This is a genomic window from Coprococcus sp. AM11-30B (assembly GCF_027674365.1).
In the GTDB taxonomy this organism is placed as follows: Bacteria; Bacillota; Clostridia; order Lachnospirales; family Lachnospiraceae; genus Allocoprococcus; species Allocoprococcus comes.
Genome location: NZ_JAQDVB010000008.1, coordinates 1 through 16,301, shown reverse-complemented (window position 1 = coordinate 16,301; position 16,301 = coordinate 1). Strand labels below are relative to the sequence as shown.

Here is a 16,301-nt window from a genome sequence, read left to right as displayed (position 1 = left end):
CTCTCCTATACTTCTATAAGACCTTTACTTTTCCATTTTCCACTCTTCCATCTAAGTACCATTCCCACTGCTCTCGCACATTCGTCACCTGCCATAGCAATATATGCTCCTACAGCCAGAAGTCCCATGTGTATTCCGAGAAAATAGGTTCCGCCAACTGCAAACAAATACATAAATATCGCACCTAATATAACCGGAAAAAATGCGTCTCCGCTCGTTTTTAACGCCTGCCCATATACAAGGTTTGTTACCCTTCCAAGTTCAAGAAATATATCTACTATTAACAACTTTACCACAAGATTTATCATCTGTATATCATCCGTAAATATATGCACGATAAAATGTCCGGCAAATGCAAAGGTCACGGAAAAGCATGTCGCTGTGATGATACCATATATCGCAGCTTTTCTCGTCCCCTTGTTACATTCCTCAAACTCTTTTGCTCCAATTCTCCAGCCGGTCATAATTGCATTTGCCTGAGCAAGGGCAGCTCCCACGCAATACGAGAAATTTGCAATCTGTATCGCATATGAACGCGCTGTAACATTCATTCCATCCACATCCATCTGATTCATAAAACGCACTATAAATGTCATTGCGATGTTGTAAAGTGCTGTTTCAAGCGCAGAAGGAAAACCAATCTTAACAATCTGTGCAAATATCTTTCTTGATGTAATTCGCTCAGGACTCTGCTTTGCTTTTATAAGTACAGCCCCCATGCCGGCTACAATAATAAGATTTACAACTCTCGAAATAACCGTGGCAACAGCAACTCCCATCACACCCCAGTTGAATGCAAATAAAAATACTGAATTAAGTATTATATTGAGAACATTTCCAACAACCGTTCCTATCAAAGAATGTTTTGTATATCCAAACACTCTCAAATAACTGGAGAAAATAGGAATCAGTGCATTTAAAAAACATGTGCCGCCAACAATTCTAAGATATATTTCAGCCGGCTCAAGCAAAGCCGGAGCAATACTTACGATTCTAAGTATCCCACCAGAAAAAGTAGCAAGAACGACAGACATTACGATACCTATCAATGCGTTGAATATAAGTCCAAGTTGCCTTGCCTGATATGCTATCCCCGGTCTTCCAGCTCCGATATTTTGTGACATAACGGCTATCATACCCGATGATATTACTCCAAACATAATAATAAAAACACCTATATATGTATTTGCTGTTCCCACTGCTCCTACAGCCTGATCACTTACAGATGATAGCATAAGCGTATCAACCATACCTGAAAGCATATAAAATAAAGTTTCTAAGCATATTGGCACAGATAGCTGTGTTAATGTTTTTCTTTCCGCTGCCATAGTTTTTCTCCTCACATACAATTCAAGAATACCATATCAATAATACGATATATTTCTATGTAATTCTTGTATAATATCATGTAAAAGTTGCACTATTTCTACTTTAGCTTGAAGAGTACTCGGGGGAAGCTATACCATTCCGATGACTGTCTGGATTATGCCAAAGTACAGGAAATTCAGAAGTTATATCCACAGATTGGATTTTCCATTGGAAAAACTCTATCCGGTCTTTTAACAAAATAAATACAATTTTTACCTATTTCCATATCTGCGAAAACTTTTATAAATAAAAGGCAGTAAGGCTATTGCCATCACTGTATACATTACCATTACAAGCGGAATTTGTCGAAATACACAATTCCCAATCTGATAAATAAGTGGGACTTTTACACTTGCCTGTACATTTGTCAAAATTGTTGGTATCAAATTGAAAAGCGTTGTATACACAGAAAGTGCCCGTCCTATAAATGGCAATAAGCAATATAAAAAGAACGGAATGCAAACAGCGACACTAATTGTATGCATTTTAGCCGCTACTAACATAGACACTGAAGCCGCCAGCATACTGGCTATAAATCCACATACAACTGTCAACAAATAGTATTGTCCATATGACATAATGTAAATACTATATGCCTGATACATTTGATAGGGTGTATTCATACCACTGGTTCCCATAATTCCAAAACAAATCACACTAAGTAATATAATTCCCATACAATAAATCATAACTGTCGTAACTATTCCTGCCAGTATTTTTGTTTTAACAGCTTTTGTACGTCCATACTTTGTAGAGAAAAATACTGCATCTGCTTTTGTCTGAAAATCATCTGCAAATATTCCAGCACAAATAAAACCAACTATGATTGCCAGAATAATAGAATACGTTTCTACATACATAATCATCGTATCCCATGAACTATAAGATTCGTATTCTACTGGTAATTTTATTTCATTATATTTCTTTTCCAAGTATTTTTTCTGAACAGAAGTCTTTCCATATTCTTCTGCCATCTTTTCCATATTTTTATGATAAGTGTCATAGAACTCTTGTATATTTTCTTCTGTAATTTGATTCAGAACACTTTCATCATATTCTGCATCCGGTGTTAATACCGATATTATAAAACTCCTAATATCATCTATCGGTTGTAATGTCGTTCCGTAAATCGCATTTTCTTCTGAGGATTGTGTCACCGCATTTTTATTTTGTTCTATAACTTTTCCAAGTTCATCTTCTGTCAATGTACCTTTCCATGCTCGTCTGTTATCTGTAAGTTTTCTTGTTGCCATAATTCCAGTGCTAGCATTTCCATTCTCATCCACATAGCGATTACTTGTAACTGCAAATCCGCTAAAAATGACAGCAAGTATCAATGCCAATCCGATTGCAAATACATTAATTTTCTTTGAAAAAATTCGTTTTAATTCTAATTTAAGCATCTTGTTTTTCCTCCGATTTTTCTCCAAAATAAAATAGAAATGCATCTTCCAGTTTTTTTCTACAGCCACAGCATCTTCTGTTGGCTTTTCTATTGAAATAATTCTAAGCTCTGCTCCGGTTTTTGTTGTTTTTATATTTCCAACCAAATATTCATTCATATATTTGTCTATCATACTTCTCGAAACATTACATTGCCATACCTTTTCTTTCATAGAAGATACTAAATCTTCCGCAGTACCTGCATAAAAAAGTTCTCCATCTTTCATTAACATAATGTTATTCGCAATGTACTCAATATCCGATACAATATGTGTAGACAAGAGCACCAAACGTTCTTCCGACAATTCACTAATTAAATTACGAAAACGTATTCTTTCATTCGGGTCTAATCCAGCGGTAGGTTCGTCCAGGACAAGAATTTGCGGATCGTTTAACATCGCCTGTGCTATTCCTACACGTCTAACCATTCCTCCAGACAAATTCTTCATTTTTCTTTTACTGAATTTTTCCATTCCTACTTGATTTAATAATTGCTTCACTTTTTTTCTGGCAAACGGCATTTTTAACCCTTTTATAGAAGAAATGTACATCATATAATCATATACGGTCAAATCTGGATAATATCCAAAATCCTGTGGTAAATATCCCAGAACTTCTCGGTATTCACCTCCTAGTTTCCATATATCTTTACCATTCCATAATATTTGTCCTGCTGATGGTTGAACAATCGTACAAAGCATACGCATTAATGTGGTCTTTCCTGCTCCATTTACTCCAAGCAGTCCATAAATTCCTTTTTTCATAACACAATTCACTTTATTGACAGCATTTACTTCTCCGTATTGTTTTGTTACATTTTTAATTTCTAATTTCATACATGTATTCCTCCAAAATTTTTTCATCAAATACCAATGACTTCTGAACACAAAAAATAAAATATACAAAAGTCAATATCAGCATAGCCACCCATACCGGAGTTACAATTTTCTGATAAATAACATCATTTGCAACAATCATCATCCATAAACCAACCCATACCAGACAAGAAAGCACTGCTATATATTCTGATTTTTCCCATCTGCTGTACAATACACGAAAACATATACAACATGAAACATTTACCGGAAGCAAAAAATTAACCACCAAATCACTTAACGAGAGTATTGTTGTTTGATATGTAATTGCCAAAAACACCATAACGATCACCAGATCCACTACTCCAAACATTAACATTCTTGCTGTACAAATCTGACGCAGTGTGTAATAAGACGCCTGCTCAATCTCAATCGCACCATTTCTTCTGTTTTTCCAAATTTCCGGGATAATCAGAACCACAAATATTGTGGCAGATATTCCCATAATCCTCATCATATCTTTTATGTCTGACGTATAATTACTCAACCATATCCATAGACACATAAGAACACAACCTTGTAAAATCCACCATCTTTTTTTTATGAATTTTGTCTGCTCATACAAAAATTCAAAATAAGATGTTCTATGCGATTGTTTCGATAAAACCGACTCTGACAAAATATTCTGACATGCTTTTACTGTTTTGTTCTCTGCTTCAGCCCTTACATACTTTTCTTCAATCTCCTCTTTATATTCCTTTATTTGTTGCTTATAATTCTTCATCTTTTTTCACCTCCAACTCTTTCATTAAAAGTTCTTTTGCTCTTCCGATTCGATATTTTACAAGAGAAAGTTTGATATGAAGTAATTCTGCAATTTCTCTTTGCTTCAATTCCTGAAAAAAATATAAAACTGCCGTTTCTCTAATTTCTTCCGGTAACTTTCTCACTGCCTGTTCAATAGTTAATCGGACTCCTAGCTCTTCTACATGATTTTTACTACAGTCCTCTGATTTTAGCAGTTCCTCTGATGGAATATCTTTTTTCTTTTTGTAATAATTTTTAACGGTATTTCCGGCAATTGTATAAAGATAATTCTTAACTTTTCCATATTCTTTATATCTATATAAATTGGAAAAGAAACGTGTAAACACTTCTTGTGTCAAATCCTCTGCCTCATAGGGATCATTGATATGTAGCAAACAATATTGATATATACTTGAGTAATATTTTTTGACCAGTTTTTCACACGCATCTTCATCTCCTGCTCTTGCTAGATGTACTAACAAAGAATCTGTTTTGTATTCCATTCGCAAATTTGCCTCCCTCTGTTTTCTAAATAATATAACAATCCTACTATTAAAAAAGTTAGGATTCTTTTGTTTTTATTTATATTTTTCTAAAAAGGCGCATGGATTCATCAAATCCATACGCCTAATTTACATATTGTTATTATTCTTTCCGAATCCTTTCAACAATGCTTTCCCGACTCATCTTTTCAAACTGATACTTTGGTATCACATACGCGATCCCAACCAAAATTGGAATCATAAACACACATGGCACTATCGTAAGATGCAGCCGGAAGAAAAATGCCGTACCAAGCGTATTTATTAAAATCTGCTTTGCTCCAACCACAACTAACAATACTGCAATCATAAATGCGCCTCCCAAATATAGGAATCCCTCAGCCACTAGCATTTTCGATACCTGTTTTTTCGTCATTCCAACAACTTCCAAAAGTGCCAGTTCTTTTTTTCTGCTGATTACAGAGGTTGCTGTTGTATTAAAGAAATTCATAATGCCAATAAAAGCTAAAATAATGACAAGAAAACTACCGATCATATAATATTTACTGACATACCGCTGAAAACTCTCTTTCATGTCCAATACAGAAAACACATTGATCATATCATTTTCTTTCAAAATATTTTTATCAATGTATTCTTTTATCTGCTTGTCCTCGCCCTTCTTTGCATCGATGGCAGCATACATGGCTGATTCATTTCCCGTCTGGGTAATATACTCATCTTCTGGAACTAATACCGTAATATAGATAAGGTCTGCATACGGATAATCCAATGCATATGGCATCAGTGCTTCTCCAATGACTTCGTAATCTTTTTGGTTTCCATTTTTGTACTCCATCTGAAAAACATCCCCAGTCTGATAATAAGAAACCGGATGCTCTGCATATTTATCACCATAATCTACAAGCACATAATTTCCGCTTTTAAATGTATCCCAAGAGCATTTTTCCCCTCTCCATTCTAATTTGTCAAACACCGACTCGCTGATTCCGAGAAAATGAACACTTACTGTATTGGAATCCTTTGCATCTTCCCAAACCTGTTCTTCATAATCGGTCCAGTTTTTTTCATATTTATCTGCGAATGCTTCCCATGTTTTCAGAAGTTCCGGCTCCATCTTGTGGGTTTCCTCAGAATAATACACATATCCTGTCTTAGCACTATCAGGACATTCGTCCAAAATCTCTTTGATTTCAGGTGTAATACCGTTGAAATTCGTATTTGACAAACTTCCCGTCATCTGATCCAGTTGAAAATCGGAAGCTAAAAACACTTTTCGGTAAGAATCAAAATCATATCCCTGCACCAACATCACGATACAGTTGACAACCACCATAGAAAGAGCGATAGAAAGCATAACAATCAATCCCTTTTTCCAATTTCGTAACACATTTTGAACTGCCATCCCCCACCAGGTTACAGAAGTATTCTTTTTTATTTTCCTATGTGACTGCTCTCCTTCTGCCAAACGCAGAGCTTCCACAGGCGAAACTCTTTCCACCATTTTACAAGCCTGCAGACTGGAGAGATACACCGTTAAAAGCGTTAAAAGTATCGCTGCAAGAAAAATCAAAGGATTTGCTGATACTACTGTCTGAGCCGTTTTTTCTGCCTGTGCACTAATTGCAGCATCTGCAGTCAAGGACGGAGCCATACAAAGACCTGCAAGATAACCACAAAGCAATCCGATTGGAATGCCAATAGCTGATAATCTCCACGCCTGCATACGTACAATTTTCTTCAACTGCTTTCCCGTTGTCCCCACATTCTTTAACAATCCGTAAGCCCGGATATCCGTTTTCACAGAAATGTTAAAAATATTATAAATAATCAGGTATCCAGCTAATATGACAAATAGAATCATTATAATTAAAGAAGAAAATGAAAATGAATCCTCTTCAAAGAGATTATATGCCGGATTGACTTCCATTCCTGTCCCAGCTTTCGTAAATCCCGCTGCTTTGGATATCTTTTCCGTTTTCTTTTCCAAATTCCAAAGGTTCTTGTACCAGACAGAATACTCTTTTTCTCCATTGTAGATGCCATTTTCTAATTCTTCCTGCGTAACGGGATAACGATTCTCCTTTGCATAGGCTTCGGATACCCAGACCATCTGACCTAAAACAGCTTTATCCCCCTGCCAGAATCCACATATCTGAAACGTATCTGTCTTATATTGTTTCAGCATAGGATTTACTTCCCAGGTCAGCGTTACTTCTTCCCCAATCTTTGGTGTAACACCCAGAGATTCCAATATCGTGCTGCTAAGTGCTACTTCATTTTCTTTCTCCGGCAGTCTTCCTGTAGTTGGCAGACAATTAAAACTTTCTGCCATATTTTCATCTGCATATCGGACCTCTACGGAAAATCCAAACCGTTCGTCCATTCCAGCTCCCAGAAAAATACCGGAACCATATCGTTCCACATCTTCATCCTGTTCTATTGTTTTTTGCAATCTCTCCGCATCTTCTTCTGACAAATTCTGCGCAATAGCATGGGATGAATCCATAAATTGCTTAATTTCCGTTGCTCTTTTGGAAAGTATCATGGATACGCTCCCCACAAAGAGGCTTGTAAATAACAGTGATGTCAACATGATTGCAATAACAGCAATAATATTTCTTGCTCGGTTCATTTTCATAAAACGTTTCGTCAATAATCGTAACGTTTCTTTATTCTCTACTTTTACCATATAATCGCCCTCACTATGCCAAACCACTGTCTGAAACAATTTTTCCGTCTTCAATCTGTAAAATCCTGTCAGCCATCTGGGCAATCTCCTCATTGTGAGTAATCATTACAATCGTTTGATGAAAACGCTTACTGGTGACTTTTAAAAGTCCCAATACATCCTGACTCGTTTTGGAGTCCAGATTGCCTGTCGGTTCATCTGCCAGCAAAATAGCAGGTTTTGCCGCTAATGCTCTTGCGATTGCCACCCTTTGCTGCTGACCCCCTGACAGTGCACTTGGAAGATTTTCCAGTTTTGTCCGAATACCCAGTGTATCTATGATTTCATTTACATAACCTTTTTCAATCTTTTTTCCATCCAGTTTTACAGGAAGAACAATATTTTCCCATACATTCAGCATCGGAACCAGATTATACTGTTGAAATACAAATCCAATATTTCTACGCCTAAAAATAGTAAGCTCTTCATCTGGCATATGGCTTAAATTCTGTCCGTCAACAATGACCTGACCGGATGTTGGATTATCCAAACCACCAATGATATGAAGCAATGTAGACTTTCCACTTCCAGAGGTTCCAACAATCGCTACAAACTCCCCTTTTTCTACTTCTAGGTTTATACCATCAAGAGCCCTGACTTCTGTTTCTCCCTGCCCATATATTTTTCGTAAATTTACTGCTTTTAATATATTCATGCCATCCTCCCATCAAAAAAGCCTGTATTGATCTTTACAATACAGACTTTATCATGACAATGTCTCCATCTGGTTTCTGAAATGTCACAGTTTTGATACTATTCCTTCTTTGCTATTGGAAGAAACACAGAAAATGTAGAACCTTTTCCTCTCTTTGATGTCACTTTTATATACCCCTTTTGTGCCTGAATGATCTCTCTTGCAAGGAATAATCCAATTCCTACTCCTGGCTGGTCTGCCACTGACAGACTCCGATAAAACCTTCCAAATATCTTTGGTATTTCTTCTTTTTCTATTCCAATGCCATCATCAATGATATCGATCTTTACAAAGAAAGAATACTGCTCGGCTTTTATCTGAACATTTCCCCCACATGCTGTGTATTTAATCGCATTGTCTACAATATTTCCAAGTGCTTCCACAGTCCATTTTGCATCACACATAGCATGTAAATCCGTGTCAAATAGATTCAGGGAAATATCCTTCTCCATTGCTTTTACATTAAACTGCTGCTGTACGGATGCAAACATCTGTGCAATAGCAGTATCCTCCGGATGTACTGCTATAATTCCGCTCTCCATTCGTGATAATTTGACCAGTGATTGTATCAGAAAATCTAATTTCTCCGTCTGCTCCAAAATGGTAGCTATCTCCTCTTGATTTTCATTACTCACTTCAGAAAGTATTTCTCCATAGACTTTAAGATTTGAAATGGGAGTCAGTGTCTGATGCGCAATATCTGAAATAAGTTTTTGTATCACTTCTTTCTGTTCCTGTTGATTTTTTTTTGCCAGAAAACTACTGTCTATATATTGTTTCATGCTGTTTTCAAGAGCAGAATACTTTTCTTCTGATATTTCTGTCCGTTCCAGTTCTCCATCTATTGCACAATCCAGCATTCGCTGCAGCCGGTTAAAAAGCTTTTTTTCTTTCTGATAAAAAAAGCTGTACCAAAAAACTCCGCTCAGGACAAATATAACTACAATCAACATAATTGTTTCTATCATCCATTCACCGCCCATGTATAACCAATTCCATAAACCGTCTTGACATATTCAGGCTTCTGCGTATCATCTTCTAATTTGTCTCTGAGGCGTTTGACTGCAACAGTCAGAGCATGAGCATCCACAAACTCTGTATCTCCCTGCCATACCTCGTCAATCAGATATTCCCGTTTCAATACTTTTCCTCTGTTTTCACACAGCACTCTAAGGAGCTTTTGTTCTGTCTTACTAAGTTCAATAGGTTCTCCATCTTTGAAAAATTCCATTTTATCGAAATAGAACTCAAATCCATCAAGCTCCATAGAATTTTTAGCTGCTGCCTCTTTATTTCTAAGCTGCACAGACACTCTTGCACGCAAAACCATCAAGCTAAACGGTTTCGTAATATAATCATTTGCCCCAGCTTCCAATCCTGTTACAATATCCACTTCCATGTTATTTACTGTAAGCAGAATAATCGGCACCTGACTGTTTTTCCTTATTTCTCTTACAAAATCAATCCCATTCCCATCCGGCAAGTTCACATCTAACAAAACCAATGTGATATCTTCCTTTTTCAAGATCTCTCTAGCCTCCTGCAAAGTTCTGCACTGATAAAAGAAATAAGCATCATTCTTTAAAGCCAGACGGATTCCATCATTTAATTTTTTGTCATCTTCAACAATCAGTAACTTTTCACTCATATTTTCTCTGCTTTCTTTCAAATTACGCTAATTGTATCATTGCCAGTTTTATAAATCAAATCATTAAATCAAAAGCTCCGGCAGAAATTAACTTATAAACAGCAAAAAGCTCCCGAAGGAGCTTTCCACGTTTTAAATGTACGCTAATTCGCTTAACACAATCTCTTCTGCATCATTCCTTATTTTCCATGAAGAATGTTGTAAATTAGTAATATCCACAACGATAACAGGTAATTTAATTATTCGTATTTTTTCCCGATAATGTAAATCGAAACTACCATACCACCTAATATCATAATTAAGAAAATTTTACTTAAAATATCCCATAAAGCTATATTGAGACAATTGATTATTATAATACCTGCAAGAGGATATAGAACAACCGTTGCAAGTGTCCAAATTTTTAAAGTTGTACAGATGTACATCCAATTTCCATTGTTAAAGGATAAACCAACTAGATGTATTCTAAAAATTCCTTGTGAAACATAATTTATCTTGTTTGCATCATAATATGTTGGTAATATGTCTTTGGCAAAGAAACAAAACCATGCACCAAATAAAAGCATTAACCCTGTAACCAGCAATATATCATCTTTCATCTCAGCTATTGAATTCCCAGATACGACTAACATAATAATTTCTGTAATAGATATTAAAAAGCATAGCAAATATGCTAATATCCAGTTTTTTCTATGCTGATGAATAGAATTCCTAACAGCCATATCGAGAGAGCCTACTACCAATTCCTCGACTTCTTTTGTATCAATATTTTTCTGTGTATCTATTTTTTCTCCACGTAACAATTCTGTAACGGTAACATCTAATATATCAGCTATTGGTATGAGTAATACGACATTAGGCATACTAAGACCACGTTCCCATTTGCTGACCGTTTTATCTGATACATATAATTTTTCAGCCAAATCCTTTTGAGTTAAATTCTTTTTCTTTCTTAATTCGGTTACAAATAAACCGAATTTTTCATTACTAATTTGATACATACATCCACCTCCTGCACACATATTATAATGGGAGTACGCATAAATCAATCGACTAGCAGTAGAATTGCAGAATATTAGCACAAATATATCAAATAATCTCCCCATTATAATTATTTCTGTGAAGTTATATTCGGATATTTTTTAAGCCATACTATGGAATAATTAAATCTGTGTAACTTATAACCATGGCAGAAAAAAACAACCTTCCGGAACTTAGAAATGGTCACCTGATATAGAATTGTAATTTGATTCTTCTTTGAACCCTTACAAATGCAGAAGCTGAACAAATAGGAGTTTTCTTCCTACCTGTTCAGCTCTTTATTTACCTGTAAATCAATTCTTTTAACACAATCTCTTCTGCCATATTACGAATACCATTTACCGCCCTAACCCATTCCATCTGGTCACGAGCTTTCATTTCTTCCATAATGCCCTGCTTCTCCATCATCTGACGCACCAGAATATCCATCCTCTCCTGTGTTTCATCGTCCACAGCATTCAGATGTTCTGTCAATCTGCCTTCCAACATATTCATATAGATTGCTCAATTGAACAGTGTTTAATTTCTATTCAATTTAATTAACCAGTAGGAAATGTTGCTAAAATACTGTTTAGATTTATCATACATACAAAATGGAAGTTATCTATTTCTCCTCTTCGTTAAGACCTAGTTCATTACATATTACTTGCTATCCCTGATACCTTATTCTTTCTACCAGCGTTTCCTTTTTCAGATTACTGCTTAAAACGCAGGAAAGTACAATCTGCAACAGACCGACCAAAAAAATCATAATAAAAATTGGTACGATTGGAACATGATAGATATTCATTCCAAATATTCCATTATGTTTTGCATAGGAAAAAAGTGTATAGCCGAGCGGCAGACCAATGATCAAAGCTACGCATATAGTGCCAACCGTAAAAATCAGTCCCTGTAACTGCAGGCATAAATTTAATTGTTTATTTGTCATACCCACAGCCTGTAATACACCATATTCCTGCTTTTTTGTCGTAATATTCATGATCATGGTGTTTGCCATATTCATAAAACCGATGAGTCCCACAACCGCCATAAACAGATAACAGCCGAGCTTCATCATGCGGGCTGCGAATTCTGCAGATTGTAACTGTGCATGATAGGTATCCATTTTTATATGCGAAGTATTAGAAATCAAAGTATTCAGACTCTGTTCCACAGATGCCACATCTTTTTTATCACAGTCCACCCACAGATATCCATAGGCTGTTCCCCTCGGATTCATGGAACGGTATACACCTTCCGGAATGACAAGATAAGTGTCCGCACTTACAAAAGATCCTGCAATCTTTCCCTGATAGGTATAGGTTCCACTTCCATTCTCAAAGTCAAATGCAATGGATTCACCCGGAGCATATCCATCTTGTTCCATCCACATCGACCAGCCAAAGAAAATTTCACCATTCTTTACCGCCTGATCATAGTCCATAGAGCCAATATCCCCGTCCTGGCGCATAAAATCAAAATCATTTTTACTCACAATAGCAGCCGGAAATCTTGTTCCGTTCAGATTTACAGAGACAATCTCTCTCGTCATGACATCTGTCACGCCCGGAATGCTTTTGATTTCTTCAATCAGCGAATCATTCAATGGATTATCCGTCAGAATCGTATCCAGATTATTCTCCGGATATCTTTCATCGTACTCAGCAGAATAGTCAAGCTGCAGTTCAAATTGTCCATGATTAACGGAAAGACGTGCTTCATGCTCCGTATCAATATTTCCTACATAATTAGAGATAATCACAAACAATGCGCAGGAAAGCCCCAGTGTGAGGATGGTACCAATGGTTCTTTTTGGATTACCCGTTATATTTGCCATTGCCATAGAAAACACGGTGACATTTTTTCTGCCATTTCGTTTTCTTTTTTTGTGTGTTTCTGCATTTTCTAAATACCGTGTTGCTTCGATAGGTGAAATCCGTGAAACAATTTTCATTGGTTTACGCAGCGCCAAAGCAACGGTAAGAAATGATACGAAAATACATAGAAGTATAACAGGCAGGGAAAGCAGTGGCACCTGCTGATTTTGGACTCCCATAGAGCCAGTTTGGGTTGATACAAGATTTCCCTGTTCTACCAGCCAGTTAAAACCGCATTTTGCAATCAGAAAACCAAGAAGCAATCCAACCGGTATTGAAAAAATTGTCAAAAAAATGCCCTCTCTGAAGATCAGTTGTTTCATCTGCTTTTTTGTCGCTCCCAGAGCCTTGATTTTTCCATACTCCTGTATCTTGTTGACAATACCGACCTGAAAAATATTATAAATGACCACAACAGAGAAAAGTACAATTGCAAGAATCAGAATTCCACATACCGCAATCGTTTCATAACTCGGCTGCAAGACCCATTGCAAATAGAGATCATTGACTATAACGTTTTTTTCTTCGATTCCACAAGATGCTGCAATCTGTTTTATAACCGGTTCAATATTATTCATAGATACATTTGCAGAATCGTTTAACGTAAAATAGATATTATACTGTCTGTCATTCTCTGCGACGTGCTCATCATAAAACTCCTGTGACCCGAAAGCAACATAAGATGCCTCGATGGTATACTCATCCCGATCATATAGGATTCCGCTGACAACAAATTCTTCCGGCTTATATTCTGACTGCATCCCTGCGCGGTAATCCAGTGTAACCGTATCTCCGACTTTTACATCACCATACCCCATTGCACGAAAAAATGCTCTTCCTGCGGCAATTTCCTGCATTTTTTCCGGATACTTTCCTTCCTTTAACTCATATTCCTTATTATAGGGAAGCATTTTTCTTGCAGTCTCATCCATGCAGACAAACCCGCCATTTTCATTGCCTTTTATGATGCCTTCTGTACACATAATTCCTATTGCATCTATTTCTGCACGGCGGCTTACTTCCTTTAACTGCGAGGCATCTGCTGCGACAAACAGACCATAATTGCTTCCATATGAGCCTGCCGCCTGACTTTTCTGCAAACGTATCATTCCATTTCCCACAGTACTGATAATCACAAGCAGCATCGTAGTCAGACATATGGACATCATAATCAGTATACTTCTTGTCTTGTTCTTTTTGTCATTGCTATATGCAATCCTGCTTATTGTCTTCATCTAAAATCCACCACCTGTCCGTCCTCAATCACCAGAATACGGTCAGCGACCTGTGCAATTTCGTCATCATGGGTAATCATTACAATTGTCTGTCCATATTTTTTTGCTGTCATCTTAAGTAGGGCGATCACCTCATCACTGGTCTTGGAATCAAGATTTCCTGTCGGCTCATCTGCAAATATAATTTCCGGACGATTCACCAGTGCTCTTGCAATTGCTACTCTCTGCTGCTGTCCTCCGGATAACTGATTTGGCAGATTGTAAATTCTCTTTTCAATCCCCAGAGTTGCAATAATATCATTTACATACGCTTCATCCACTTTTCTTCCATCCAGCCCCAGTGGCAGTACAATATTTTCCCAGACATTAACAGATGAAACCAGATTAAATGCCTGAAAAACAAATCCGATTTTTCTTCTGCGGAAAACAGCAAGGGCATCTTCCTTCATCCTGTATAAATCTTTCCCTGCTAAAGTAACACTGCCTTTTGTCGGGGTGTCTAGCCCTCCAAGCATATGAAGTAATGTACTTTTACCGGAACCTGACTTTCCAACAATTGCGACAAATTCTCCCTGCTCAATCTGAATGTCCACCTGATTGACCGCTTTGACCTGATTCTCACCTGCGCCATAAAACTTACAAAGCTGCTTGGTTTCTAATATCACACTCATGTGTTGCCTCCTTTTCAATTCTGTAAAGCGTACCTTTTCAGCACGCTTTCTTTGCCTGTTTATATATTTGGTCATTTTTCAACCTACATCCAAATTGTATCAGGGCAATCTTTCATTTCACTTTCAAAAAACGAGCAGAAGTCTTACAGAATTGTAAGATTTCTGCTCACTTAAAATTTAACCAACATATGGTAATTGAATCACAAACGTGCTTCCTTTTTTCTTTTTGCCGGAGGTTACCGTAATCGTACCTGCGTGTTTTTCGATAATTTCTCTCGATAGAAAAAGTCCGATTCCTGTACCACTCTTTTCCATGACCTCCTTGGAACTTCCTCTGTAAAATCGTTGAAAAATTTTGTGATACTCATTCTGCGGAATACCAATTCCCTGATCCTCAATTTCCATTCTTACAAGATCGTTTCTTTTTTGTAACCGGATAAATATTTTTGAACCACACGGACTGTACTTGATTGCATTATCCAAAACGTTAATCACAGCTTCACCAAACCACCTTTTATCCTGCATAATCGTGCATGTTTCCAGCTCTTTTTCATAGTCAAAAACGAATTCAATTTCTTTCTCATCCGCTTTAGGATAAGTGCGGTTCACAGCAGATATGACAGTATCCATAAGCGGAAGTTTTTTCTTATTAATCTGAATCAGTCCAGTTTCCATCTTGGATATTTCAAGAAGCGACTGCAATAATATCTCCAGTCCATCCAGAGCACTCCGACAACGGATACGAAACTCCTCCTGTTCTGTGGCACTTAAGTCATTCTGCATCAGCACACTAAAACATGTATCCAAAGCTGCAACCGGTGTCTTTAACTGGTGAGAAATATCAGAAACCATTTCTTTCGTGTTCTCCTTTTCTGCCCTTGCTTCTTCCTTTAGCAACTGAATATGATGTCCGATTGCTTCAAGCTGGTCATTCAATTTTTCCAGTTCTGCATGATTTTCCGTTTTCAGTAAATCATCAAATTTATTTTCACGGAATCTGATCAGAATTTCTTCCAACTGGTCTAAAATTTTCTGATGACACGCATCTTCTTTTTTCTTCCAATAAAGTAAAAAGGTCAAAAGAAGCACGCATATCAAAGTGCTTACAGCACCGGTCATCATAACCTGATGCCGGAATTGTGAATAAAATGTATTCCCATTATTTCCCCAGTATCCATATTGCTCCAATAATTGCCTTCCCTGTTCGTTCGTTTCAATATCCTTATCCTTAAGCAATTCCGAAACAACATCCAGCCCGGAAAATTCTTCCTTTGCAGCAATCTCTGTCATAAGATTCATTTTATATTTATAATCTTCATAAAACACATACGTGGTAAAGCAATTTAATATTGCAAACAATAATATGACAGGTAATACCAAGGAGAGCACTACTGTAATCTTCTTGCGATATCTCTTTGTCACTGCCTTACCGTTACTGAAAACTTATAAAAAGTTACAAACTTCTATGTTTCATTCCTACTTCAAC

General features: G+C 36.9%; 12 protein-coding genes and 2 pseudogenes. All 14 read right to left on the bottom strand.

From position 1 onward, the window contains the following. Positions 1–5 precede the first annotated feature (5 nt). The 14 genes and pseudogenes from PGU50_RS06725 to PGU50_RS06660 all read right to left on the bottom strand — a co-directional run bounded on the left by PGU50_RS06725 (position 6) and on the right by PGU50_RS06660 (position 16,237). On the bottom strand, positions 6–1,328 hold the full coding sequence (locus PGU50_RS06725; RefSeq protein ID WP_117557912.1) for an MATE family efflux transporter: 1,323 nt from the start codon (positions 1,326–1,328) through the stop codon (positions 6–8). Between the two features lie 252 nt (positions 1,329–1,580). Beyond that, on the bottom strand, positions 1,581–2,771 hold the full coding sequence (locus PGU50_RS18125; RefSeq protein ID WP_117557914.1) for an ABC transporter permease: 1,191 nt from the start codon (positions 2,769–2,771) through the stop codon (positions 1,581–1,583). Continuing rightward, positions 2,764–3,647, bottom strand: a pseudogene (locus PGU50_RS18120) (ABC transporter ATP-binding protein). Before PGU50_RS18120 ends, PGU50_RS18125 begins: the two are co-directional and overlap by 8 nt. Then, positions 3,631–4,410 carry a hypothetical protein gene (locus tag PGU50_RS06710; RefSeq protein WP_117557916.1) on the bottom strand — a complete coding sequence of 260 codons (780 nt, stop codon included), beginning with the start codon at positions 4,408–4,410 and terminating at the stop codon, positions 3,631–3,633. The pseudogene PGU50_RS18120 and the gene PGU50_RS06710 overlap by 17 nt, the downstream one beginning before the upstream one ends. Then, positions 4,397–4,936, bottom strand: coding sequence for an RNA polymerase sigma factor (locus tag PGU50_RS06705; RefSeq protein WP_005348545.1), 540 nt, complete (start codon positions 4,934–4,936; stop codon positions 4,397–4,399). Before PGU50_RS06705 ends, PGU50_RS06710 begins: the two co-directional genes overlap by 14 nt. Positions 4,937–5,078: 142 nt before the next feature. After that, a complete protein-coding gene (locus PGU50_RS06700) occupies positions 5,079–7,628 on the bottom strand; it encodes an ABC transporter permease (protein ID WP_270246496.1) in 2,550 nt (849 codons plus the stop codon). A 13-nt stretch (positions 7,629–7,641) separates the two neighbouring features. Beyond that, positions 7,642–8,322: an ABC transporter ATP-binding protein gene (locus PGU50_RS06695; RefSeq protein WP_117557921.1), complete on the bottom strand. Its 681-nt coding sequence runs from the start codon at positions 8,320–8,322 to the stop codon at positions 7,642–7,644. A 98-nt stretch (positions 8,323–8,420) separates the two neighbouring features. After that, complete coding sequence (locus PGU50_RS06690) at positions 8,421–9,329, bottom strand: sensor histidine kinase (RefSeq protein ID WP_195502579.1); 909 nt, start codon at positions 9,327–9,329, stop codon at positions 8,421–8,423. Further along, positions 9,326–10,009, bottom strand: a complete 684-nt coding sequence (locus PGU50_RS06685; protein WP_055157629.1) for a response regulator transcription factor — start codon at positions 10,007–10,009, stop codon at positions 9,326–9,328. The genes PGU50_RS06690 and PGU50_RS06685 overlap by 4 nt, the downstream gene beginning before the upstream one ends. A gap of 239 nt (positions 10,010–10,248) precedes the next feature. After that, entirely contained in the window at positions 10,249–11,010 is a 762-nt protein-coding gene (locus PGU50_RS06680; protein WP_024853912.1) for a helix-turn-helix domain-containing protein, read from the bottom strand. 322 nt (positions 11,011–11,332) lie between these two features. Beyond that, positions 11,333–11,539, bottom strand: a pseudogene (locus tag PGU50_RS06675) (TnpV protein); the annotation flags it as partial. A 160-nt stretch (positions 11,540–11,699) separates the two neighbouring features. Continuing rightward, the gene (locus tag PGU50_RS06670) at positions 11,700–14,144 is read right to left on the bottom strand and encodes an ABC transporter permease (RefSeq protein ID WP_270246495.1); all 2,445 of its coding nucleotides are present in this window, start codon (positions 14,142–14,144) and stop codon (positions 11,700–11,702) included. Next, positions 14,141–14,815 (bottom strand): ABC transporter ATP-binding protein, encoded by a 675-nt coding sequence (locus tag PGU50_RS06665; RefSeq protein WP_015520995.1) that lies wholly within the window; start codon positions 14,813–14,815, stop codon positions 14,141–14,143. Before PGU50_RS06665 ends, PGU50_RS06670 begins: the two co-directional genes overlap by 4 nt. A 177-nt stretch (positions 14,816–14,992) precedes the next feature. Then, on the bottom strand, positions 14,993–16,237 hold the full coding sequence (locus tag PGU50_RS06660; protein ID WP_270246494.1) for a sensor histidine kinase: 1,245 nt from the start codon (positions 16,235–16,237) through the stop codon (positions 14,993–14,995). Positions 16,238–16,301: the final 64 nt, after the last annotated feature.